21 protein-coding genes are annotated in these 21070 nt (G+C 65.2%); 7 read left to right on the top strand and 14 right to left on the bottom strand.

What is annotated here, in order from left to right; genetic code table 11:
• Positions 1-88 precede the first annotated feature (88 nt).
• Complete coding sequence (locus tag B2P87_RS02335; RefSeq protein ID WP_141890702.1) at positions 89-523, top strand: DUF4174 domain-containing protein; 435 nt, start codon at positions 89-91, stop codon at positions 521-523.
• A gap of 19 nt (positions 524-542) precedes the next feature.
• Here B2P87_RS02335 and B2P87_RS02330 read toward each other — a convergent pair whose 3' ends face one another.
• The 3 genes from B2P87_RS02330 to B2P87_RS02320 all read right to left on the bottom strand — a co-directional run bounded on the left by B2P87_RS02330 (position 543) and on the right by B2P87_RS02320 (position 3571).
• Positions 543-1046 (bottom strand): hypothetical protein, encoded by a 504-nt coding sequence (locus B2P87_RS02330; protein WP_141890703.1) that lies wholly within the window; start codon positions 1044-1046, stop codon positions 543-545.
• A gap of 147 nt (positions 1047-1193) precedes the next feature.
• On the bottom strand, positions 1194-3239 hold the full coding sequence (locus tag B2P87_RS02325) for an acetyl-CoA carboxylase biotin carboxylase subunit (RefSeq protein WP_141890704.1): 2046 nt from the start codon (positions 3237-3239) through the stop codon (positions 1194-1196).
• A gap of 128 nt (positions 3240-3367) precedes the next feature.
• On the bottom strand, positions 3368-3571 hold the full coding sequence (locus B2P87_RS02320; protein WP_008555836.1) for a hypothetical protein: 204 nt from the start codon (positions 3569-3571) through the stop codon (positions 3368-3370).
• 677 nt (positions 3572-4248) lie between these two features.
• Here B2P87_RS02320 and B2P87_RS02315 point away from each other — a divergent pair.
• Positions 4249-5394 (top strand): DcaP family trimeric outer membrane transporter, encoded by a 1146-nt coding sequence (locus tag B2P87_RS02315; RefSeq protein ID WP_141890705.1) that lies wholly within the window; start codon positions 4249-4251, stop codon positions 5392-5394.
• An 86-nt stretch (positions 5395-5480) separates the two neighbouring features.
• Here B2P87_RS02315 and B2P87_RS02310 read toward each other — a convergent pair whose 3' ends face one another.
• The 6 genes from B2P87_RS02310 to B2P87_RS02285 form a co-directional block, all read right to left on the bottom strand.
• Entirely contained in the window at positions 5481-5825 is a 345-nt protein-coding gene (locus B2P87_RS02310) for a hypothetical protein (protein WP_141890706.1), read from the bottom strand.
• A gap of 69 nt (positions 5826-5894) precedes the next feature.
• Positions 5895-6035 carry a hypothetical protein gene (locus B2P87_RS02305; RefSeq protein ID WP_008556504.1) on the bottom strand — a complete coding sequence of 47 codons (141 nt, stop codon included), beginning with the start codon at positions 6033-6035 and terminating at the stop codon, positions 5895-5897.
• 214 nt (positions 6036-6249) lie between these two features.
• Entirely contained in the window at positions 6250-6627 is a 378-nt protein-coding gene (locus tag B2P87_RS02300; protein ID WP_349678058.1) for a DUF6497 family protein, read from the bottom strand.
• 122 nt (positions 6628-6749) lie between these two features.
• Positions 6750-7178, bottom strand: coding sequence for a hypothetical protein (locus B2P87_RS02295; RefSeq protein ID WP_141890708.1), 429 nt, complete (start codon positions 7176-7178; stop codon positions 6750-6752).
• A complete protein-coding gene (locus B2P87_RS02290; protein WP_141890709.1) occupies positions 7175-7555 on the bottom strand; it encodes a hypothetical protein in 381 nt (126 codons plus the stop codon). Before B2P87_RS02290 ends, B2P87_RS02295 begins: the two co-directional genes overlap by 4 nt.
• Before the next feature lie 7 nt (positions 7556-7562).
• A complete protein-coding gene (locus tag B2P87_RS02285) occupies positions 7563-9095 on the bottom strand; it encodes an acyl-CoA carboxylase subunit beta (RefSeq protein WP_058285790.1) in 1533 nt (510 codons plus the stop codon).
• 225 nt (positions 9096-9320) lie between these two features.
• On the opposite strand from B2P87_RS02285, the gene B2P87_RS02280 reads away from it, so the two are divergent.
• Positions 9321-9899 (top strand): hypothetical protein, encoded by a 579-nt coding sequence (locus B2P87_RS02280; RefSeq protein WP_141890710.1) that lies wholly within the window; start codon positions 9321-9323, stop codon positions 9897-9899.
• Positions 9900-9926: 27 nt separating this feature from the next.
• Here B2P87_RS02280 and B2P87_RS02275 read toward each other — a convergent pair whose 3' ends face one another.
• The 3 genes from B2P87_RS02275 to B2P87_RS02265 are packed head-to-tail and all read right to left on the bottom strand — an operon-like array spanning position 9927 to position 14299.
• Positions 9927-11135 (bottom strand): hypothetical protein, encoded by a 1209-nt coding sequence (locus B2P87_RS02275; protein ID WP_141890711.1) that lies wholly within the window; start codon positions 11133-11135, stop codon positions 9927-9929.
• A gap of 9 nt (positions 11136-11144) precedes the next feature.
• Positions 11145-11528: a hypothetical protein gene (locus B2P87_RS02270; protein WP_058285792.1), complete on the bottom strand. Its 384-nt coding sequence runs from the start codon at positions 11526-11528 to the stop codon at positions 11145-11147.
• A complete protein-coding gene (locus B2P87_RS02265) occupies positions 11525-14299 on the bottom strand; it encodes a hypothetical protein (protein WP_141890712.1) in 2775 nt (924 codons plus the stop codon). Before B2P87_RS02265 ends, B2P87_RS02270 begins: the two co-directional genes overlap by 4 nt.
• A gap of 181 nt (positions 14300-14480) precedes the next feature.
• On the opposite strand from B2P87_RS02265, the gene B2P87_RS02260 reads away from it, so the two are divergent.
• The 4 genes from B2P87_RS02260 to B2P87_RS02245 all read left to right on the top strand — a co-directional run bounded on the left by B2P87_RS02260 (position 14481) and on the right by B2P87_RS02245 (position 18689).
• Positions 14481-15692: a multidrug effflux MFS transporter gene (locus B2P87_RS02260; RefSeq protein WP_141890713.1), complete on the top strand. Its 1212-nt coding sequence runs from the start codon at positions 14481-14483 to the stop codon at positions 15690-15692.
• A 75-nt stretch (positions 15693-15767) separates the two neighbouring features.
• Positions 15768-17156, top strand: a complete 1389-nt coding sequence (locus B2P87_RS02255) for a helix-turn-helix domain-containing protein (RefSeq protein ID WP_141890714.1) — start codon at positions 15768-15770, stop codon at positions 17154-17156.
• A 45-nt stretch (positions 17157-17201) separates the two neighbouring features.
• Entirely contained in the window at positions 17202-18029 is an 828-nt protein-coding gene (locus B2P87_RS02250) for a patatin-like phospholipase family protein (RefSeq protein ID WP_141890715.1), read from the top strand.
• Positions 18030-18230: 201 nt separating this feature from the next.
• Positions 18231-18689 (top strand): c-type cytochrome, encoded by a 459-nt coding sequence (locus B2P87_RS02245; RefSeq protein WP_141890716.1) that lies wholly within the window; start codon positions 18231-18233, stop codon positions 18687-18689.
• 109 nt (positions 18690-18798) lie between these two features.
• Here the strand turns inward: B2P87_RS02245 and B2P87_RS02240 are convergent, their stop codons facing one another.
• Positions 18799-19038 carry a YdcH family protein gene (locus B2P87_RS02240; protein WP_058285798.1) on the bottom strand — a complete coding sequence of 80 codons (240 nt, stop codon included), beginning with the start codon at positions 19036-19038 and terminating at the stop codon, positions 18799-18801.
• 174 nt (positions 19039-19212) lie between these two features.
• A complete protein-coding gene (gene betA, locus B2P87_RS02235) occupies positions 19213-20868 on the bottom strand; it encodes a choline dehydrogenase (protein ID WP_141890717.1) in 1656 nt (551 codons plus the stop codon).
• Positions 20869-21070: the final 202 nt, after the last annotated feature.

Here is a 21070-nt window from a genome sequence, read left to right as displayed (position 1 = left end):
GTTAACGATGATATTTTTTGGCCAAGCCGCAGACTTCGCGGTCGCATTTGCCGTTACGGTGCATATATTCAACGGGACAGGAGAGATCATGAGAGCAATCCTAACCGTTGTTTTGGCAGGTTTTCTTCCGCTGGCGTCGGTGGCGGCCGATGGCAGCACATCCGATTTGATCCAGCCCGGGTATGACGTGGCGCTGGAGGAATTCCAGTGGACGCACCGGCCGGTGGTGGTGTTCGCCGACAGCCCCGAGGACCCGCGGTACCATGAGCAGATCGAGCGGCTGATGCAGGGCGCCGAAGCATTGCGCAAGCGCGATGTTGTGGTGCTGACCGATACCGACCCGGCCGCCAAATCCGCGCTGCGCAAGAAGCTGCGGCCGCGCGGGTTCATGCTGGTGCTGGTGGGCAAGGACGGCGGCGTCAAGCTGAGGAAGCCGCACCCCTGGACGGTGCGCGAATTGTCCCGCACCATCGACAAATTCCCGGACCGGCTGCGCGAAGTGGAAGAGCGGCGCGGCGAGTGAGCCCGCCCCGCACGTCCGCTCAGCCGTTGCCGCGGACGTAGATCAGCGCCATTGCCTGTTTGTCCAAGACCACCATGGCGCCGGTTTCCGGCACGAAGACCAGGGTGGAGGACGGATTGCGGATCGCCTGATAATACACCGATTTGACCAGATCGGTCATGCAGCTGAGCCCCGCCAGCCCGGAGTTCAGCACCTCCAGCCCCTGCGGCAGGTCGCGGGACATGATGTCCTCTGTTACCGCGTTGGGGGATTTGCCGGCCACGGCAAACATCACCGGCTCGCCGCTCTCCAGCATCGTCATGCCGGTGTTGAGCGAGCGGGCGCGTTTCACCAGCGAGGTGATGCGCGGGTTCTCCGCGGTGTGGAACACCGCTGCAGTGCAGCTCATCGAGCTTTGGAAGAAAAACGTCTCCCCCAGCTCCACCCAGGCGGACAGCTGGGCGCGCAGGGCCGCCTCCTTGTCCAAGGCACAGGCCGGCAGAAACGCCAGAGCGGTCAACAGGCAGGTCAGGAGACGGGTCATGCGGCACCTTGAGGTCGTCAAACCGCCGCAGTGTCGCAGAATTTTCTGAAGATTCGGTGCATGGCGCACCCTGCGCCGGGGCAGGCACGGCAGCAGGGGCGGGATAACCCGCCTGCCCGGCTGCATATGTGCCTGCCCCGAGATGCATTATTCGAATTCCATGATCACATCGTCGACCGCCAGGCTGTCGCCCGGCGCGGCGTTGATCTTGGACACCACACCCTTGCGCTCGGCGCGCAGGATGTTTTCCATCTTCATGGCTTCGACGGTGCACAAGTTCTGGCCCTCCTGGACCTCCTGCCCCACTTCGACATCGACCTTCACAATGAGGCCGGGCATCGGGCAAAGCAGCAGTTTGGAGGTGTCGGGCGCGACCTTTTCCGGCATCAGCGCGGCCAGCTCGGCCTGGCGCGGGGTGCGCACCTTTACGGCCAAGTCGGCGCCGCGGGAGCGGATGCGGAAGCCCTGGGTCGCCTTGCCGGTCTTCAGCACCAGGGTCTCGCCGTTGACTTTCACGGTGGCCAGCTGGTCGCCCGGGGTCCAGTCGGAGGTGACACGGTAGCTGCCGCCGCCCTGGAAGTTCACCGTGGCGCCTTCGCGGTCGGCGTCGATCACCACGTCAAAGGACTGGCCCTGCAGGCTGACCACCCAGTCGGTGCCGACCTTGCGCTCGTGGTTGTCCATCCGGCCGGAAACGCGGGTGCGGCGGATTTCGGCAACCCGGTGCATCGCGGCGCAGGCGGCAGCGATCTTGCGCAGGTCGTCGCTGTGCAGTTCCACGCCCTCGAAGCCTTCCGGGTATTCCTCGGCGATGAAGGCGGTGGTCATGTCGCCGGAGATGAATTTCGGGTGGTCCATCACCGCCGACAGGAACGGCAGGTTGTGGCCGATGCCCTCCACCTCGAAGCTGTCCAGCGCGATCCGCATCGCGTCGATCGCCTCTTCGCGGGTCGGCGCCCAGGTGCAGAGCTTGGCGATCATCGGGTCGTAGTACATCGAGATCTCGCCGCCCTCATAGACGCCGGTGTCGTTGCGCACGGCGGTCTCGCCCGCTGGCGCATCGCCCTGCCACTTGCCGTTTTCCAGCATCGGCCCGGCAGCGGTTTCCTGCGGCGGGCGGTAGCGGGTCAGACGGCCGATGGAGGGCAGGAAGCCGCGGTAGGGATCTTCGGCATAGAGGCGGTTTTCAATCGCCCAGCCGGTGAGCTTAACATCTTCCTGGCGCAGCGGCAGTTCCCCGCCGGCGGCGACGCGGATCATCTGTTCCACCAGGTCGACGCCGGTGATCAGCTCCGTGACCGGGTGTTCCACCTGCAGGCGGGTGTTCATTTCCAGGAAGTAGAAGTTCTTGTCGCCATCGACGATGAATTCCACGGTGCCGGCAGAGGCATAGCCCACCGCCTTGGCCAGGGCGACGGCCTGTTCGCCCATCGCCTTGCGGGTTTCTTCGTCCAGGAACGGCGACGGCGCTTCTTCGACGACCTTCTGGTTGCGGCGCTGGATCGAGCATTCGCGCTCGCCCAGGTAGATGCCGTTACCGTGCGTGTCGCAGAGCACCTGGATTTCGATATGGCGCGGCTGGGTCACGAACTTCTCGATGAAGATCCGGTCGTCGCCAAAGGAGTTCGCGGCCTCGTTCTTGGAGGACTGGAAGCCTTCGCGGGCCTCTTCGTCGTTCCAGGCGATCCGCATCCCCTTGCCGCCGCCGCCGGCGGAGGCCTTGATCATCACCGGGTAGCCGATCTCATTCGAAATCTTCACCGCCTCGTCGGCATCGGCAATCAGGCCCATGTAGCCGGGCACGGTGGAGACGCCGGCCTCCTGGGCGATTTTCTTGGAGGTGATCTTGTCGCCCATGCTTTCAATCGCATTCACCGGCGGGCCGACAAAGGCGACGCCTTCGGCGGCCAGGGCCTCGGCGAATTTGGAGTTCTCGGACAGGAAGCCGTAGCCCGGATGCACCGCCTGGGCGCCGGTCTTGCGGATCGCCTCCATCACCTTGTCGATGACGATATAGGACTGGTTGGCCGGCGGCGGGCCGATGTGGACAGCCTCGTCGGCCATCTGCACATGCAGGGCCTGCTTGTCGGCGTCGGAGTAGATGGCAACGGTCTTGATGCCCATTTTCCGCGCGGTTTTGATCACGCGGCAGGCGATCTCGCCCCGGTTGGCGATCAGGATCTTATCAAACATAGGCAGTCCCTTGTTTCTTGGTATTCCGGAATGCAAAACGCCGCGCCCGGGGCAAGCCCAGGCACGGCGTCAGCGCGACAGGATGGCCGGCCCCGGCGGGGCGGCTGTTCAGAGCTGCGGCAGCAGCCTCAGCATTTGCGGGGGTTCTGTTCGCAGTAGACGAGGTTTGCGGCAACGCCGACAGCGGCGCCGGTGACCAGGTTGGCGTCGAGCAGCGCAGCGCCCGCCGCGCCCGCGCCGGCGCCGTAGACGACGCGCTCGCCGGTGGTGTCGCCACAGGCCGCCGCCAGGCCGCACAGCGAGAGCGCTGCGATAAGAGATTTTGCCCGCATGTCCATGTTCCTTCTTCCGGGGACGTGATTGTCCCGCCGGAATTTGCAGGCAACAAGGCGTTGCGCAACGGCGCAAATGCACCGCCCTCCAGTTGGGCGGAGGCTTGCCGCATCGGGGGGGTAGAACGGCAAGCTTCCGCCGCTGCCTGAAGGGGATAAAAGACGGGCAGGCCGCGGATGGGGTCGCGTACCTGCCCGTTCAGGCGAAGGGGCCGGAACAGATGCTCGGCACGGCAGCGTGGCTGCGCTGCCAGGTTCACGATGCACGCCCCGAAGGCTGCTGTAAGCCCCGGATTTCCAGCGCCGCGGATTTGGGCAAGTTCCCGCTGTTTCGCGAGACCCGTGTGCAAGTTCACGCCGACGTTACGGGCGGTTGCCGGACGGTTGCCGCGGGTGCGCATCAGCGCCGTCACATATCCGTGACGCAGGCGACGCTGCCGTGAGCCAGGGCAGCCCCGCAGCCGGACAGCGCGTGAGCAGCCGCCCGGTGCGGCAAGGGAAATCCGCTGTGCCGGCACGGGGTTGGCGTGCGGCCTCACACGCCCGGCATTGGCGCGCGAGCCTGCGTCACTTTTTGCGGCGCGGCTGGTAACGGCGGCTCTCCCGGATGTCATTTCCCGTTGCACGAACGGCGTGGGAGCCTTGCGGGACATCACATGAGGAGGAGGGATAACCCTATGAAAAGAGTACTTAACCGGCCATTGACCCTGGCTGCTGCAGCCCTCGCCGGCGGTGCCGGGCTGGCGCAGGCGGACACCCAGTCCGAACTGCTGGACCTGCGCGCGCGGGTCGAGGCGCTGGAAGCGGAGAACCAGCAGGCCGGCAGCATCCCCGGCGACTTCCGGCTTGGCGGCACGTCGGTCGATATCTACGGCTATGTGAAGGCCGATTTCTTTTACGACTTCGACTTCATCCAGGGTGACAGCGCATTCGTGAACAACATCGGTGAACCGGTGAACGCCACCGATGGCAGGTTCGACGCAACCATCCGTCAAACGCGTCTGGGGATCCGTACCAGCACCCAAACCGGTGTCGGCCTGCTTCAGGGCCAGCTTGAACTGGACCTGTTCGGCGGTTCTTCCAGCAGCCCGGAGCTGCGGGTGCGCCATGCCAATATCCAGATCGGCGACCACTGGCTGATCGGCCAGACCTGGACCAATTTCATGCCCATCGGCCAGTATCCGGCCTCGGTGGAATTCAACGGCCCGGTCGGCATCGCCTTCGCCCGCAGGCCGCAGGTGCGCTACAGCAACAGCTTCGGCAACGGGTTCGATTACAGCCTGTCGATCGAAGAAAGCGCGGTGCCGTCCGACGACCCGGTCTTCACCGCAGCGGTGCAGTACAGCAATGACGTGGTCACCGCCCGGATTGCCGGCCTGACCGGCAATGCCGTAAGCGGCGGCGTCGAGACGGACCAGACCGGCGTCACCCTGTCGGGTGCGATCACCCCGTGGAATGGCGGCCTGTTCCAGGCCACATATGTCACCGGCGAAGCGATCGGCCCGCTGCTGATCGGGCTTGGCGATGCCATCTCCGGCGGCCAGGCCAATGACGTCGACGGCTATACGCTGGAGTTCCGGCAGCAGATCAACGACCAGTGGAACGTCGGTATCGCTTACGGGCGTGAAGATTACGATCTGCCGACCTCGACCGGCACGCTGTCGTTCACCGAGTTGGAGACCATCCACGTGAATGCGTTCTACAGCCCGGCCGACAATCTGACGTTCAGCGCCGAGTACATCTTTGGCGAGCGCAACGACACGATCTCCGGCAACAGTTTTGACGGCGACCGGATCCAGCTGGCGGTGCAGCTGGACTTCTGACCGGCGGGCCGCCCCGCAGCGCACAGCCCTGCCCCGCAAGCAGCCTTGCGGGGATGCGGGCGCGGTATGCGTGCGGGGCGCCTGCATCAGTTGAACGCCTCCGGGAAGGAGGCGCGTGCGACCGCCTCGTCAATGACCAGCAGCGCCTCATAGCTTTCGGGATCAAACGGATCTTCGGCGGGAACCACCTCGCGGCCGAACAGCCAGCTGAGGCGGCCTGCATCAAGGTTGCCGCGCTCGAACGGCTGGTCGCCGAAATGCTCCCACAGAGCCTGCATGAACGTCTGGTCGACACGCCTGTCGACGTGCTTGCGGTCGCGGAAGCGCTCGCGCCGGATCAGCGGCGTGACCCCTTTGGGGTTGGGGCGGCGGATGGTGAATTGGAAATCAGTGCCGGGCATACGGCCCGGGAACCCGCGGTGTTTCAGCATTTGGGTGCCTCCGGTCCGGCACCCCACGGGGCGGCGGGGGCCGGCCGCAGGGCCGGACCCCTGTAGGGATTAGTTGTACTTGCCGGTGAATTCCGGCTCTTGCGAGACCGGCTGCGGCTCAACCACGACGAACTCTTCTTCCTGCTGGGCGCAGGCGGTAACAGCGGCCAGCAGGCCGGCCAGGGCGATAAGCTTGATGCTCTTGGACATTTCTGTCTCCTGATAAAATTCGTGAAACCTGCGGGGGCTGCGCCCGCCGCATGCCTCAACCTCAATGCGAAGGCAGTCAAACAACTGCCCGTGCTGAGGATAGCCGGGTTTGCAGCCAAGTCACATCCAAATCGCGGCAAATGGCAGCGCTGTGGCTGCAATGCCGCAAGTTTTTGCCGATCTAAGCTTTGCCCCGCAAGATGTTGTGGACGCATCAGAAAGCCTCCCACATGCAGGCCGCGCCGTCGGGGCGGTAGGCCTCGAAGAACTGGGTCGCTTCCGGGTCCTGCGCGCCAAAGGGCAGCTCCCGGTCGGACAGCGATATCACCACCCGCGCAGCGGTCATCCCGTGTTCGGCCAGATAGGGCAGCGCCAGGGTGCCGCACAGGTGGTCCATGTCGGGGGCCGCGGTGTCATAGCTGACGGTGCCGGTGCCGCGGGCGATCTGCGGCGCCAGGAAGCGGAACCGCGCCCAGAGCTGCGGCGGCTGGCCCGGCTGGCCGGGCGCCTCGTCCAGCAGCACTTCTGCCAGGGTCACGAGCTGGCCCGAAGGCACGGCAATGGCGTCTGCGGCCGCCGCGGCCTGGGCAATGAGCGCAAAGGGGATGGCCGCCAGATATCCGCAGCCCCGGCCCCCGGTTTCCCGGGCTCCTCCGGCCGGAGCTGCAGGCGCTGCGCTAGTGGCGCGCGCTGTCTGATATCGGCTGGAGCGGATCATGACGCTGATTCGCCCTTCATGTCAATTTTTGCCGCGAATCTGTGCGAATCCTTCGCATCTGCCCGGGAATCACGCAGCGCGGCACCCTGCCGCCCGCCGGCATGGCGGACCCAGCGGGCCCGGCTGGACGCATTTTCCAGAACCTCAGCGATAAGCCCGGCGGCATTGGACGGCACCCGGCCCATCACCTGGCCGCCTGCCCGCACCTTGACCCCCTGCCCCTCGGCGGTGATTTCCACCACCGGGGAAAAGCCGCGCAAAGATTGCAGCTTGCGCCACATGTCCTGGCGGATCTGATGCGCCAGCCGCAGCGGGTCGCCCGCGGGCAGCACCGTCACCGCCGCCACATCAAACTGCGCAGGCAGACGGCGCGACAGCGTCAGGCTGCTGTCCGTGCGGATGATATGCCAACGGCTGCGGGTCATTCAGACACTTCGATCCGGATCAGGTCGCCGGTTTTCCAGTTTAAGTTTTCAAGACCAAAGACCACGCGCCTGCTTGGCGGGATGGTCCGGTAGTCCGCCTCAGGTCCATTTACCAGCTCCACGAAGTAGTCATCTGGCAAGCCAGCATCCGTAGAAGCGGCAAACCGCACCATGAGAGAGACGGTTGCGCGTATGGAAGAAACTTCCTGAGACGATGGTTCCCGGGAGTTCAACTCCCGGCCGAGATCAGAGCGGAACACGGCGAGCATGACTTCACGCGCATCGCGTCCGTTGGAAACCTCAAAAAAATCAAGATATTCCAGCGGCACACGACCAGAACCGAAAGTCACAGCCTCAATTTCGCTCTGATCTGCCATTACCAACTCACAGCGGAATGTTGTCGTGCTTTTTCCACGGGTTCTTCAGCTGCTTGCCCCGCAGAGAGGCAAAGGCGCGGCTGACCCGGCGGCGGGTGGACTGGGGCATGATCACCTCGTCGATGAAGCCGCGCTCAGCCGCCACGAAGGGGTTGGCGAACCGGTCTTCATACTCCGCGGTTTTCTGGGCGATCTTCTCGGGATCGTTCAGATCGGCGCGGTGGATGATCTCGGTGGCGCCCTTGGCGCCCATCACCGCGATCTCGGCGGTCGGCCAGGCATAGTTGAAGTCGCCGCGCAGGTGCTTGGAGGCCATCACGTCATAGGCGCCGCCATAGGCCTTGCGGGTGATCACGGTGACCTTCGGCACGGTGGCTTCGCCATAGGCGAACAGCAGCTTGGCGCCGTGCTTAATGACGCCGCCGTATTCCTGCGAGGTGCCCGGCAGGAAGCCCGGCACGTCGACGAAGGTCAGGATCGGGATTTCGAAACAGTCGCAGAAGCGCACGAAACGGGCGGCCTTGCGGCTGGAGTCGATGTCGAGGCAGCCGGCCAGCACCATCGGCTGGTTGGCGACGACGCCGACGGTCTGGCCTTCGAGACGGATGAAGCCGGTGATGATGTTCTTGGCGAAATCCTCTTGGATCTCGTAGAAATCGCCCTCGTCCGCGACCTTGGTGATCAGCTCCTTCATGTCGTAGGGGCTGTTGGGGTTTTCCGGGATCAGAGTGTCCAGGCTGCTCTCCAGGCGGCCAGGCTCGTCGAAGAACGGACGCACCGGCGGTTTTTCGCGGTTGTTGAGCGGCAGGAAGTCAACCAGGCGGCGGACTTCGGCCAGGGCTTCCACATCGTTTTCAAACGCTCCGTCAGCGACGGAGGATTTCCGGGTGTGGGTGGAGGCGCCGCCCAGTTCCTCAGCCGTCACCACCTCGTTGGTCACGGTTTTCACCACGTCCGGGCCGGTCACGAACATGTAGGAGGTGTCCTTGACCATGAAGATGAAGTCGGTCATCGCGGGCGAATAGACCGCGCCGCCCGCGCAAGGCCCCATGATGACGGAGATCTGCGGGATCACGCCGGAGGCCATGATGTTGCGCTGAAAGATTTCGGCGTAGCCGGCCAGGGCATCGACGCCTTCCTGGATGCGGGCGCCGCCGGAATCGTTGATGCCGATCACCGGCGCGCCGTTCTGCACCGCCATGTCCATGATCTTGCAGATTTTCTGGGCGTGGGTCGCGGAGACCGAGCCGCCCAGCACGGTGAAATCCTGGGAGAAGACATAGACCTGGCGGCCGTTGATGGTGCCCCAGCCGGTGACCACGCCGTCCCCTGCGGGCTTGTTGTCTTCCATGCCGAAATCGGTGCAGCGGTGGCTGACGAACATGTCGAATTCTTCGAAGCTGTCCTCGTCCAGCAACAGCTCGATCCGTTCGCGGGCTGTCAGCTTGCCGCGCCCATGCTGTGCGTCGATGCGGCGCTGGCCGCCGCCCAGCCGCGCGTCTTCGCGGCGGTCTTCCAGCTCGGAAAGGATGTCTTTCATGGCACATGTCCCCTGTAGATGTCACCGGGACCATATATTGCGCAGGCGCCAAGCCAAAGGACATTATCGCAAATTTGCAAACCGTTAGCATACGTGGTTAGCAAATTTGAAAATCAGCAAATTTTCCCAGCTTTCCGCGAGGGCAGAGCAAAAATCTGGTGACTTCACGGGGACTCGCCTCTAAGCGAAGTCCCGCAAAACAAAAACACTCAAGGAGCTTTGAATTTGGCTTTCTTTAACCGGCGCAGCTTTCTTGCGCTTGCTTCTGCTATTGTGCTTGCAGCCTGTGAAGAACACACCGCACTGGTCGACCCGTCGGTCAGCTCGAACATCAATATCGTCGATGTGCAAATCAACCCCGGCTCCCTGCCGTTGAAGGAAGACGGCTCCGTGCGGACCGGCCGTGACTACCCGTTGACCGAAACGCAGTTCAATCAGCAGCTGGACATCGCGCTAACGCGTCAGATCCGGGCCCGAGGCATGAACGGCGGCACCAATGCGGTTCTTTCTGTCACGCCAACAAAGCTGGCACTGGTCTCGCCCGGGCAGTCGTTCGTGGTCGGCGGCCGCAGCCAGATTGAAGGCATTGTGACCCTGAAAACCACCCAAGGCGAAACTCTCGTGGCCCCCGTCACAGTCAAGGGCTTCACCGACGAATTGCGCGCCGGCGGCCTCATCGGCGCGATGACCACCCCCTCTGCGCCAGAAGATTACCGCCGCACGCTGGACGGGTTTGCAAACAACGTGTCACGCAAGCTGTTCGAAAACCTTACCGTCGGCATTGGCGGCACGGTCATCAACTGATCGGGCACGTGAAGCCGGGCCGCCCTGTCAGGCGGCCTTGGCGATGTCCGCCATCTGCCGCAGGGCGCTGGTCAGCGGCGCCTTGACCGGGACGGAGACGCCAAAGGGGTTGTCTTCGACCATGGTGATCACCGGATCGTTCCTGAGGAACTTGAGATAGGCCGCGATCTGGGCCAGCAGCGCCTGCGCTGCGGCCTTGCGGGCCTCGCCGGTGGCGGATTTCATCTCGAACAGCGCCTTCATCAGGGCGGTCTGGTTGCCGTCGGTGACCCCGGCCAGCCCGGCGTCGGCGATCTGCGCCAGCACCGGGTGGTTCTGGGAGCGCAGCGCCGCCTGCAGCTCGGAGACGCCGCGGTCGACGTCCTCCTTGGCAGCCTGCCAAATCTCCATCACGTCTGCCTGCGGCGCCTCAGCCTCTGCCGGGGCGTCCAGCGCCTTGATCAGCGCCTTGAGGCCCGCTGCGGCGTCCGGCAGGGCGCCGGATTTGAGACTGGCGGCGATGGCGCGGGCCTGCTCCGCCAGCGGTGCTGCCTGCTCCGGCGGCAGGGTCTTGATCCGGGCTGCCTGCGCCGCCAGCAGCTTGCTGAGCTTGGCGGCCTGTCCGGACTGCGCCGGGGCCGGTTCGGGCTGCGCCTGAAGCTTGGCCAGCGCCGCCTCCAGCCGGTCGAGCCGGGCGGCGCAGCCGTCGTGATCGCCCTGCCCCAGCAGCTTGGCGCCAGCCTTGAGTTCCGGGGCGAGCCTGGCCGCGAGCTCAGGATTGCCCAGCGCTTTGACCGCCGCGGCGGCGGCGGTGACGCGCTGTTTCAGCGCGGCTGCCGCGCCCCCATCCGCCTGTGCCGGGGCGCTGGTTTCCAGCGCTTCCGCGTCGTCATCCGGCAGGCTGTCCTCGTCGATGATGCTGCCGTCAGGACCGACCAGCACCGGCTTGAACTTGACCATGCCTTCGGCCTTGAACCGCTTCTTCAGCTGCTTGACGATGCCCTTCAGCGGCTTTTCCGGCATCAGGAAGACCTCGTTCTCCTCCACCCGAAGGGTGCCGAAACAGGTCTTCTTGATGCCCGGCATCTTCTTCATGTCGCCGCGCAGCACCTTGCCGGGCTTGCGCAGGTCGACCATCAGCCCGCAGTTTTCCGGCTTGCCCGCCAGGCCGAAGGCGAAGGGCAGCTCGTTGCCGCTGGCCTTGGACTTCTTCAGCAGTTTCAGGACGGCATCGGAATCAAAAGCCTGGTCTGGCATGGTATCCTCCTAGCTGGCGCTGCCGGCGGCGGCGGCCCAGTCTTCGGCGCTCATATCAACAAACTCCAGATCCGCCTCATCGCCGGGATCCGACAGCGGCTGACCGGGCCAGATCATCCCGTAGGCGCGGCGGAACAGCGCCTCAAGCTCCTGATCGCTGAACGGGTACTGCTGGCCTGCAAACTCACCGATGCGGCCGCGCGGATTGGCGATCAGGGAATCCAGCGCCAGCCGCAGCCAGTCCAGGTTGCCCTCCTTGTGGGCGCGCCTGTGCATGGCGCGGATATCGGCGTCGAACTGGGAGAGGTCAGCCATCGGATCGGGCGCGTTGACGGCCCGGCCCATGGTCAGCAGCCGCGTGTAGCCTGCGATCAGTTCCTTGCGGATTTTCATGGGATCATATTCCCCGGATTGGCGTTGGTGTAGGTCTTTGTCTCATTGTCCCAGCCGTCGGCGACCGGATACTGCTGCATCATCACCCAGCGGCCCGGGATCTTGGCCGGGGCGGCGCCGTGCCGCTCCTGGTATTTAGCGGCGTAATCGGCGTTGTCCTGCGGCTTCACCTCCGCATGGGCCGTGCCGGGGGCGGGATGGTCCGTGGTTTCGGCGGGCAGCTTCTCCGGCTCCCAGATGAAGTTCACATAGGCGCGGGTCAGGCCCTCGATCTCCTCGAAGGTTTCATAGGTCTTATCGGGGACCGGCTCGCCGTTGTCGTCCAGGCGCACATGCTTCTTGTGGCCGACATAGGCCTTGTCGATCGGGCGGCCATGCTCGACGGTGCAGTCGAAGTTTTCCTCGGGCCAGTCGAGCGGGTCGCCGGAGACCGTCATTTCCGTATCGTCGATCTCGACGCCCTTGGCCTTGGCCGCCTGAGCCGCCAATTCGCGGCCCGCCAGCCAGTCCTGCGGGCTGTGGAATTTGGACGACGCACCGGTGTAGGAGCGCTCGTCGTCGGTTTTTGCGTTCGGCGGCTTGCCGGTCTTGAGGCGCTGGATCAGGTCCTCGTCGCTGACGCCGGGGCCGTGGCGGTCCAGCGAGTGGCCTGCGTTGCTGTCCACGCCGTCCTTCGCCTCGCAGTCCCCGGCGGCTTCCTTGCAAAGCGCCTGCAGGTCGGTGCGGATGCCGTCAAAGGCGGTCTTGGCCGTCGCGAAATCGGGTTTCTTCGCCTCATCCTCCGCCGCCGCGGCACGCTCCTTGAACGGTGTCAGCTTGCCGGCATCCGTGCCGGCCCGTTCAAGGGCCTTGAGGATGCCCTGCACCTGGAAGCGGGCGGTGGCCATCGGCTTGACCTCCGCCAGCAGTTTCTGGTGGGCGTCCAGCATCAGGAAGGCGTCGCCGTATTCCCTGTCACTGTCCGCCCGGTCCGTGGCGGTTTTCAGCGACTCGTCGAGCTTGTCTTCGGCCGGTTTCAGATCGAGGTATTTCTTGGTCCGGCTGTGCTCTTTTTCGACCCTGGCCAGCTTGGCGCGGTAGTCCGCCATCGCCAGCACCAGGTCCATGTAATCGGTGCCGTCCAGCACCGCCTGCAAATCGCTGGCGGCCTTGGCGGGATCGCCGCCGCGGGCCGTCACCTCTGCCGCCTTGAGCGCCGCATCCAGCGGGCCGGTCAGCTCATCCGCGTCGCCCGGCAGCATCGCCAGCAGATCTTCGGCAGCCTGCTTGGCCTCCAGATATGCCGGCATCGCACGCAGCAGCGCCAGCGCGCCGGGCACCGCGGCCACCGCCTCGGGGTACTTCTGCGCGGCTAGGGCAGTGTTTACCGGCTGCTGGAAATCATACCCGGCAGCCGCCGGATAGCGCTGCAGGATCTGCGCCATCTCGCGCCGCTCATCCACGACCTTCAGCAGCTGGAACAGCGCGTTGAGCTTGACGTGGTACTGCGGCGCGCCCGCGTCCTTGTCGAAATTCCCGGCATCTGCCAGCGTCTTATGCGCGTCCCAGGTGGCGGTGAGGTCGGACAGTTCAGGCTCCGCCAGAACCTTCTTGAGCGCCTCGTATTTCTTCTCCAGCGCCTTGACGATCTGCTTGGAGCGGCTCTGGCGCATCAGCACGCGGTTCGCCTTTTCCCAGACCTTCAAATCCGCCATTGCCCCGGCAGGATCGTTGGTGCCCTTGAACTTCTGCTTGGCATCGGCTGCGGCCAAGGCATCGCGGAAGCCCTTGTCGGCCCTCAGCGACGCGTCGAAGGTGCGCATGTAGCGGGCCAGCGCGCTGCGGTCCGGGGAGCTGTAGGCGATCAGCTCCTGCAGCAGCGCCTCGGCTTCGGCGAACTTCTGTTCCTTATAGGCCTTCTTCTTGGCGTTTTTCAGGTGGTTGCGGTAATCCTTGGCGTCCGGCACCATGCTGGACAGGATGAAGTCGCAGCGGTCGTGGGTGTTTGCCATGTAGTCCGCCAGCAGCGCGTCAAAGCTGAGCGCCTTGGCCAGATCGCCCTCGTCGCCGAGGTTGGTTTTCCAGCCCTCCAGCGCCGTTTTGGCCGCGCCGAAATCCCCCGTCTTGGAATGGCCTGCGGCGGTTTTCAACCGGGCGCTGCGGTCAGCCTCCGCGGTGTCCTTGGCGCCGCCGCTGAGCGCGGCAATCAGCGCCAGCGTGCCGCGGGTCCAGGTGTCGAAGAACAGGCCGTAGGTATTGGCGGCCTCCGCCTTGGCGGTGATATCCTTGGCCGAAGCCTCCACCGTCTCGAAATCAGTGGCCGTGACCGCGGCGGCCATGGCCTTGTGCGCGGCTTTGATCAGCCCTTCCAGATAGGTGAAAGCGCCCTGATCGAGACTGTCGCGCACCGACGCGCACTTGGCCTCAGCCGCGGCAAGGGCGGCTAGGGCCTTGTCCCTGGCCGCTGCGGTGGCGGTCTGCGCGGCGATCTGGCCGGACAGCTTTTGGATATCGCTGTCGATCTGATCAAAAGCATCCGCGCCGCCGGCGCTGAGGATTTCCTTTTTCAGCGCCTTGCGCCCGCCCGCCAGGCTGCGCCGGGCGCCGGAGCTGAGCGCGGCAGGAATGGTGATCTTGGCCAGTTCCGCCAGCGCCGCCTTGCGCCGCAGGTCGAGATCCTCATCCCCGGGATCCGGCATATCCGGCATGGTCCAGGCCTTGACGGCATAAAACCGTTCGGCCCATTCGCGGATGGCCGGGTTGTTGGCAAGCGGATCCGGGGTAGTGGCCATGTATCACCTCAACACAACAAACGGGCGGCCCTGGGGAAATGCGCGGAAATACGCGCTGCCTGAGCAACCATAGGTGACGCCGAGAAATTCTTGCAAGGAACTTTTGACGCTGCGGCACCTCTGTGCGCCGCTGCGCAGAGGATTGATGGACAACGCCGGCCGACTGCTCTAACCGGATGGTATGTCCACATATGATACCCGGGCCGCCGGCCAGCGGACGCCTCCGCGCATCTTCACCCTGATCCTGCTGGCAGGCCTCTCGGCGCTTGGCATGAACCTGCACCTGCCGTCGCTGGCGGGCATGTCGGAGTATTACGCGGTTGACTACCGGGTGATGCAGCTGTCGGTGGCGCTGTATCTGGCGGGCAATGCGGTGGTGCAGATCTTTGTCGGGCCGATTTCCGACCAGATGGGGCGGCGGCCGGTGATCCTGACCAGCATCGTGCTGTTCCTCCTGGCGACGCTGGGCTGCATCTATGCGCCGACGGCAGAGGTGTTCCTGATGTTCCGGGTGGCGCAGACGGCGGTTGCGGCCACCATGGTGCTGAGCCGCGCCGCGGTGCGCGATCTTTATGACACCAACGAGGCCGCCAGCATGATCGGCTATGTCACCATGGGCATGGCAATCGTGCCGATGATCGGCCCGGCGATCGGCGGGTTTCTGGATCAGTGGATGGGGTGGAAGGCCAATTTCTGGATGCTGTTCCTGGTCGGCGCGGCGACGCTGGTGATCACCTTCACCGATTTCGGCGAGACCGCGCACAAGAGCGGCAAGACGCTGGTGGCGCAGTTCCGCGAGTATCCCGAGCTGCTGCGCTCGCCGCGGTTCTGGGGCTATTCGCTGTCCTCGGGTCTCGCTTCGGGGGCGTTCTTTGCCTACCTGGGCGGCGCGCCATTTGTCGGCACCGAGGTCTACGGGCTGAGCACGGCGGAACTGGGCGTTTACTTCTCTGCGCCTGCGGTGGGGTATTTTGCCGGCAACTTCATCTCCGGCCGCTACTCCATGCGGCTGGGGGTCAACCGCATGGTGCTGTGGGGCTGCGTGATCAACGGCGGCGGGGTGCTGCTGTCGCTGCTGATTGCGATGGCGGGCGCGGACAGCGTGTTCACCTTCTTTGGCCTCATGTGCTTTGTCGGCCTGGGCAACGGCATGGCGATCCCGAATGCCACCGCCGGCGCGATTTCCGTCCGGCCGCATCTGGCGGGCACGGCGTCAGGCCTTAGCGGCGCGATCATGATCGGCGCCGGTGCGGCGCTCAGCGCCTTTGCGGGCATGCTGCTGGTGCCCGGGTCGACGGCAGTGCCGCTGCTGGTGATCATGTTTGCCACTGCCGCCAGCGGACTGATTGCGATCCTGCTGGTGGTCTGGCGGGAGCGGCAGATCCGCGCTTAAGCGCCGCCGCGGCCTTGCAGGCGCCCCTTTGCAATTATACTGTTCGCAGGAGTTCGATTTGCAAAGGCGCGCCCCATGGCCACCCAGAAACTTTACGCCGGCGCCAAGCTGCGCGAGATGCGGCAGCGGCTGGAGCTGACGCAGAAGGATTTCGCCGCCAAGCTGGGCGTCTCCCTGCCCTATCTGAACCAGATGGAGAACAACAACCGCCCGGTGTCCACCACGGTGGTGCTGGCGCTGGCGCAGGAGTTCGGCATGGACGTCACCGAGCTGAGCGCGGGCGACAGCGAGCGGCTGGTCAGCGACATGCGCGAGGCGATGGCGGATCCGGTGTTTGCCGATGATGCGCCCCCCCTGGCCGACCTGCGGCTGACGGCCTCGAACGCGCCGGCACTGGCGCGGGCCTTTCTGGCGCTGCACCGGGCCTACCGGCAGACGCATGAACGCCTGGCCTCCCTGGATGAGGCGCTGGGGCGGGAGGATGCGCGCATTCAGGCCAGCCCCTGGGAAGAGGTGCGCGATTTCTTCCACTACTGCGACAATTACATCGACGCGGTGGATCACGCGGCAGAACGGTTTGCCGCCACCAGCGACATCCGCGCCGCCGCCATTGCCGAGCTGGAGCGCGGCGGCATCACCGTGCGCCAGACCGAAATGGAGGGGCTGCGGCATTATGATGCCGGGGCGCAGGTGTTGCATCTCTCCAACCGCTCCGCGCCGCAGACGCAGCTGTTCCAGATGCTGCTGCAGGTGGCGCTGCTCAGGCAGAACACTTTGCTGGAGGCCACGCTGGACTTTGCAAAGTTCCAGAGCGAGGAGGCCCGCTCCATCGCTAAGATCGGCCTCGCCAACTATTTCGCGGGCGCGGCGCTGATGCCCTATGGCCGGTTTCTGGAGGCCGCGCAGGCCTGCCGCCATGACCTGGAGGTGCTGGCGATCCGGTTCGGCGCCTCGATCGAGCAGATTGCGCACCGGCTGTCGACCATGCAGCGGCCCGGCGCCAAGGGGGTGCCGTTCTTCTTCGTGCGGGTCGATCAGGCGGGCACCATCACCAAGCGGCATTCGGCCACGCGGCTGCAGTTTGCCCGGTTCGGCGGCGCCTGCCCCTTGTGGAACGTGCACCGGGCGTTTGAGACCCCGGGCCGGTTCCTGCGCCAGCTGGCGGAGACGCCGGACGGGGTGCGCTATATCTCGCTGGCGCGGGATGTGTCGAAACCCGGCGGCTCCTTCGGGGCGCCGGTCAGGCGCTATGCGATTGCGCTGGGGTGCGAGGTGCGCCACGCGGATGCGCTGGTCTATGCGGACGGGCTGGATGTGAGTCAGGACAGCGCCTATGAGCCGATCGGCATCTCCTGCCGCATTTGCGAGCGCAAGGACTGCCACCAGCGCTCTGTCCCGCCGCTGGAGCGGCGGCTGACCATCAACACCGATCAGCGCGGCGTGCTGCCCTATGAGGTCAGCTGACGCCGCGGCTGGCCTGCAGCCGCCGCGCGCTTTAGGTTAGGGACCATGGCGGCATTTGAACAACTGGTCCTGTCCGGCGGCGGATGCCGCTGTTTCTGGCAGGGCGGCTTTCTGCACGTGGTGCAGGATGCGCTGCCGCTGAGACCCGTGCGGGTGACCGGGGTGTCCGGCGGCGCGCTGACGCTGGCCGGGTTCCTGTCGGGCCGCGGGGAGCGCGTGCTGGCAGAGATGAAGGACGCCTTCCGGAAGACCAGCAGCAACATCAGCTGGCACCAGCCCGGCGACGGCGGGCTGACCCCGCACCAGCGGGTCTATGGGGAGGTGGTTACCCGGGCGCTGGACGGCGATGCGATGGCGCGGGTGGCCGCCGGGCCGCAGGCGCAGATCCTGCTGGGCCATCCGCCATCGCACCGCTGGGCGCGGCTGACGGGCAGCCTGGCCACGCTGGCCTATGAGGCGGAGCTGCACCTGGTCGGCTCGCCGCATTTCAACTGGGCGGAGCGGCTGGGTGTCACCTCCAGCCTGGTGGACGCAAACGCCGCGGCGCGCGACGGCAGGCTGGCCGATCTGGTGCGGTTTGCCGCCACCATCCCGCCGGTGTTCGCGCCGCCGCGCTGGAACGGGCGGGCGGTGATCGACGGCGGCATGGCCGATCAGGCGCCGATGCCGGAGCCCAACGAGGGGCGCACGCTGGTGCTGCTGACCCGCCGCTACAAGCGCCTGCCGGAGGTGGCGGGACGGCTGTATGTGGCGCCTGAGGAAGAAGTGCCCGCCGACAAGATCGACTTTACCGATCCGGCGAAAATCCAGGCGACCTGGGACGCCGGGCTGGCCGCGGGAGAGGCCTTTTTGCGGGACGCCGCCGCTGGCTGATCCACGGCTTCGAGCGCGTCACGGCGCGCGGGATTGATCTGCGTTATTGCAGCAGAATTTTTGCGATGGAACACTGCATCTGTCAGGCACGGCCATACGCGGCCGCAGCAGTTCCGGCGTTCCCTGCGGGATGGGGAAAAGCCGCGCCTGGGTGTCTCACGCTTTTGTTTGGTACGGGTATTTCTGGTTTGGGAGGATGACATGACTATTGCCAAGAAAATCGGGCGCAAGCTGCCCGCGGCCGTTTACGCATGTGTTTCGCTGATTGCATTCGCAGGTCAGGGCAGTGCGTTTGATGAAGCCGCACAGGTGGCCTTGGGCCACACGGAATACATGGCGCAATGTGCATCCTGCCATGGCCCGAACGGCAAGGGGGACGGCCCCGTGGCCCAGGTGCTTGTGAACAAGCCGCCGGATCTTACGGCCATTTCGGCGCGCTACAGCGGCCAGTTCCCGGCCGATGACATTCAGGCGATCATCGATGGCCGGAACATGGTCAACCCGCACGGCGACCGCGGGATGCCGGTCTGGGGCAACCGTTACTTTGCCTTGGGCATGGAAAAGTCAAAGTCGGTTCCCCATGACGTCGATGCGCAGGCGCTTGCGTTCGGACGTGTGGCCGCGCTGGTGAAGTTCCCGCAGTCTATTCAGGCAGAATGACCGGCTGCGGCAGCCGCGGCGGGACACGCCGCCAGCCAGGGCCTTTGGCGGGGCGCAAAAATGGGGAGCATCAGCGATGCCCCCCTTCGGTCACAAACCGGTCTTTGCCTTACGCTTTGGACAGGATCCCCCAGATCTCATCCTTCAGCACGGCGCGCTGTTTGCGCATCTCGGTTTCGGCCTGAGCGCTGACCGGCTCCACGTTGGTTTCCGCCCGGTGCACGGCGCGGTTCACCTCGTGGTATTCATCCGCCAGCTTGGCAAAATGCGCGTCCGACTGTTTCAGCTGGCTCATCAGCGCCGCTTTTTCCGGGAATTCGTCGGCCAGTTCATGGGGAGTATTGGACACCTGCTCGCTCCTTTTTCCTAGGGTCGGTTGCAGATTATGCCGTGCCCTGCCCCGCCACTTTGACGCGGATCAAAAGATGTGCGCGGCGCGCTGATTTTCAGAAAGAATTTTGCGGAAAGTAAGCCGCCCGCACAAAGGGGAGGTGGCGGGCGGCTTGCTGGCTTGGCAGCAGGATCAGCGCTGCGCTTCGCGCCAGTTCGGGTTGAACCACGGCTCTGCGTTGGAGGACGGCAGGCGGCGGCCCAGGATGTGGTCGGAGGCCTTCTCGCCGGTCATGATCGAGGGGCCGTTGAGGTTGCCGTTGGTGATCCGCGGGAAGATCGAGCTGTCGGCAACGCGCAGGCCGTCGACGCCGATGACGCGGCATTCCGAGTCGACGACGGCCATCGGATCCTCAGCCGCGCCCATCTTGCAGGTGCCGCAGGGGTGATAGGCGCTTTCCACATGCTCGCGCAGGAAGCCGTCGATCTCGTCGTCGGTCTGCAGGTGCTCGCCGGGCTGGATCTCATGCTTGAGGAAGGGCTTCATCGCGTCCTGAGCGAAGATCTCACGCGTGAGGCGCACGCATTTGCGGAAGTCGATCCAGTCCTGTTCTGTCGACATGTAGTTGAACAGGATGTTCGGCGCGTCCTTGGGATCGGCGGAAGCCAGCGTGACCTCCCCGCGTGAGGGCGAGCGCATCGGGCCGACATGGGCCTGGAAGCCATGCCCCTCTGCCGCCGCCTGTCCATCGTAGCGGACCGCGATGGGCAGGAAGTGGTACTGGATGTCCGGGTAATCCACGCCCTTGTCAGACCGGATGAAGGCGGCGCTTTCGAACTGGTTGGAGGCGCCCAGGCCGGTCTTGGTGAACAGCCACTGCGCACCGACCAGGCCCTTGCCCACGAGGTTCCAGTATTTGAACAGGGTGATCGGCTGCTTGCAGGCGAACTGGAAGTAGAATTCCAGATGGTCCTGCAGGTTCTGGCCGACGCCGGGGCGGTCGGCGACCACATCAATGCCGTGCTCGGCCAGGTGCTTGGCCGGGCCGATGCCGGAGAGCATCAGCATCTTAGGGGAATTCAGCGAGGAGGCCGCCAGGATCACCTCGGCGTTGGCGCGGATCACCTCGACCTTGCCGCCGCGTTCGATCTCGACGCCCACGGCGCGGCCATCCTCGATCACCACCTTGCGGGCGAAGGCGCGGATCAGATCGCAGTTATCGCGCTTCAGCGCGGGCTTCAGATAGGCGTTGGCGGCGGACCAGCGGCGGCCCTTGTAGACCGTCATCTCCATCGGGCCAAAGCCTTCCTGCTGTTCGCCGTTATAGTCGGAGGTGACCGGGTAGCCTGCCTGCGCGCCTGCCTTGACGAAGGCGTCGTGCAGCGGGTTGTCGCGGGGGCCGCGGGTCACATGCAGCGGGCCGTCCTTGCCGCGCCAGTCCGGGTCGCCGCCGTGGCCGCGGTCGTTCCAGGTTTCCATGCGTTTGAAGTAGGGCAGCACGTCGGCATAGGACCAGCCGGCAGCGCCGGACTCGGCCCAGTGGTTGTAGTCGCCCGCATGGCCGCGCACATAGACCATGCCGTTGATCGAGGAGGAGCCGCCGATCACCTTGCCGCGCGGGCAGACCAGTTCGCGGCCGCCCAGATGCGGTTCGGGCTGGGATTTGTAGCCCCAGTCATAGAGCGGCATGTTCATCGGGTAGCTGAGCGCGCCCGGCATCTGGATAAACGGCCCGGCATCGGTGCCGCCGTGTTCGATCACCAAGACCTTCTTGCCGGCCTCGCTGAGCCGGTAGGCCATGGCACAGCCCGCAGAGCCGGCGCCGACAATCACATAATCCGCGTTCATTTCTTCTCTCCGTCGCTGAGACCGGGGGCTGCCCGCCTGCCCGGCTCTGCCTTGCATTTCCTGCCGGGCTGCCCGCCTGGGCAGGCAGCTCCGGTTGTCTCGCGCCCTGCCCTGATTGCCCTTTTGGGCAACGGGGCGGGCGGGTGGGCGTTGCCCGAAAGGGCAATCAGAACGCCGCTTCGACGTCGCCCATGCGGACGTA

Origin of the sequence: Leisingera sp. UBA4491, from assembly GCF_002388965.1 — a bacterium.
Classification (GTDB): Bacteria; Pseudomonadota; Alphaproteobacteria; order Rhodobacterales; family Rhodobacteraceae; genus Leisingera; species Leisingera aquaemixtae.
Note: the sequence above shows the minus strand (reverse complement) of the source record. Positions and strands in the feature narration are given on the sequence as shown.

Bases quoted from the DNA above. Each gene is read 5' to 3' on its own strand.
- B2P87_RS02335 (WP_141890702.1), top strand. From the start codon at position 89: ATGAGAGCAATCCTAACCGTTGTTTTGGCAGGTTTTCTTCCGCTGGCG.
- B2P87_RS02330 (WP_141890703.1), bottom strand. From the start codon at position 1,046: ATGACCCGTCTCCTGACCTGCCTGTTGACCGCTCTGGCGTTTCTGCCG.
- B2P87_RS02325 (WP_141890704.1), bottom strand. From the start codon at position 3,239: ATGTTTGATAAGATCCTGATCGCCAACCGGGGCGAGATCGCCTGCCGC.
- B2P87_RS02320 (WP_008555836.1), bottom strand. From the start codon at position 3,571: ATGCGGGCAAAATCTCTTATCGCAGCGCTCTCGCTGTGCGGCCTGGCG.
- B2P87_RS02315 (WP_141890705.1), top strand. From the start codon at position 4,249: ATGAAAAGAGTACTTAACCGGCCATTGACCCTGGCTGCTGCAGCCCTC.
- B2P87_RS02310 (WP_141890706.1), bottom strand. From the start codon at position 5,825: ATGCTGAAACACCGCGGGTTCCCGGGCCGTATGCCCGGCACTGATTTC.
- B2P87_RS02305 (WP_008556504.1), bottom strand. From the start codon at position 6,035: ATGTCCAAGAGCATCAAGCTTATCGCCCTGGCCGGCCTGCTGGCCGCT.
- B2P87_RS02295 (WP_141890708.1), bottom strand. From the start codon at position 7,178: ATGACCCGCAGCCGTTGGCATATCATCCGCACGGACAGCAGCCTGACG.
- B2P87_RS02290 (WP_141890709.1), bottom strand. From the start codon at position 7,555: ATGGCAGATCAGAGCGAAATTGAGGCTGTGACTTTCGGTTCTGGTCGT.
- B2P87_RS02285 (WP_058285790.1), bottom strand. From the start codon at position 9,095: ATGAAAGACATCCTTTCCGAGCTGGAAGACCGCCGCGAAGACGCGCGG.
- B2P87_RS02275 (WP_141890711.1), bottom strand. From the start codon at position 11,135: ATGCCAGACCAGGCTTTTGATTCCGATGCCGTCCTGAAACTGCTGAAG.
- B2P87_RS02270 (WP_058285792.1), bottom strand. From the start codon at position 11,528: ATGAAAATCCGCAAGGAACTGATCGCAGGCTACACGCGGCTGCTGACC.
- B2P87_RS02265 (WP_141890712.1), bottom strand. From the start codon at position 14,299: ATGGCCACTACCCCGGATCCGCTTGCCAACAACCCGGCCATCCGCGAA.
- B2P87_RS02260 (WP_141890713.1), top strand. From the start codon at position 14,481: ATGTCCACATATGATACCCGGGCCGCCGGCCAGCGGACGCCTCCGCGC.
- B2P87_RS02255 (WP_141890714.1), top strand. From the start codon at position 15,768: ATGGCCACCCAGAAACTTTACGCCGGCGCCAAGCTGCGCGAGATGCGG.
- B2P87_RS02250 (WP_141890715.1), top strand. From the start codon at position 17,202: ATGGCGGCATTTGAACAACTGGTCCTGTCCGGCGGCGGATGCCGCTGT.
- B2P87_RS02245 (WP_141890716.1), top strand. From the start codon at position 18,231: ATGACTATTGCCAAGAAAATCGGGCGCAAGCTGCCCGCGGCCGTTTAC.
- betA (WP_141890717.1), bottom strand. From the start codon at position 20,868: ATGAACGCGGATTATGTGATTGTCGGCGCCGGCTCTGCGGGCTGTGCC.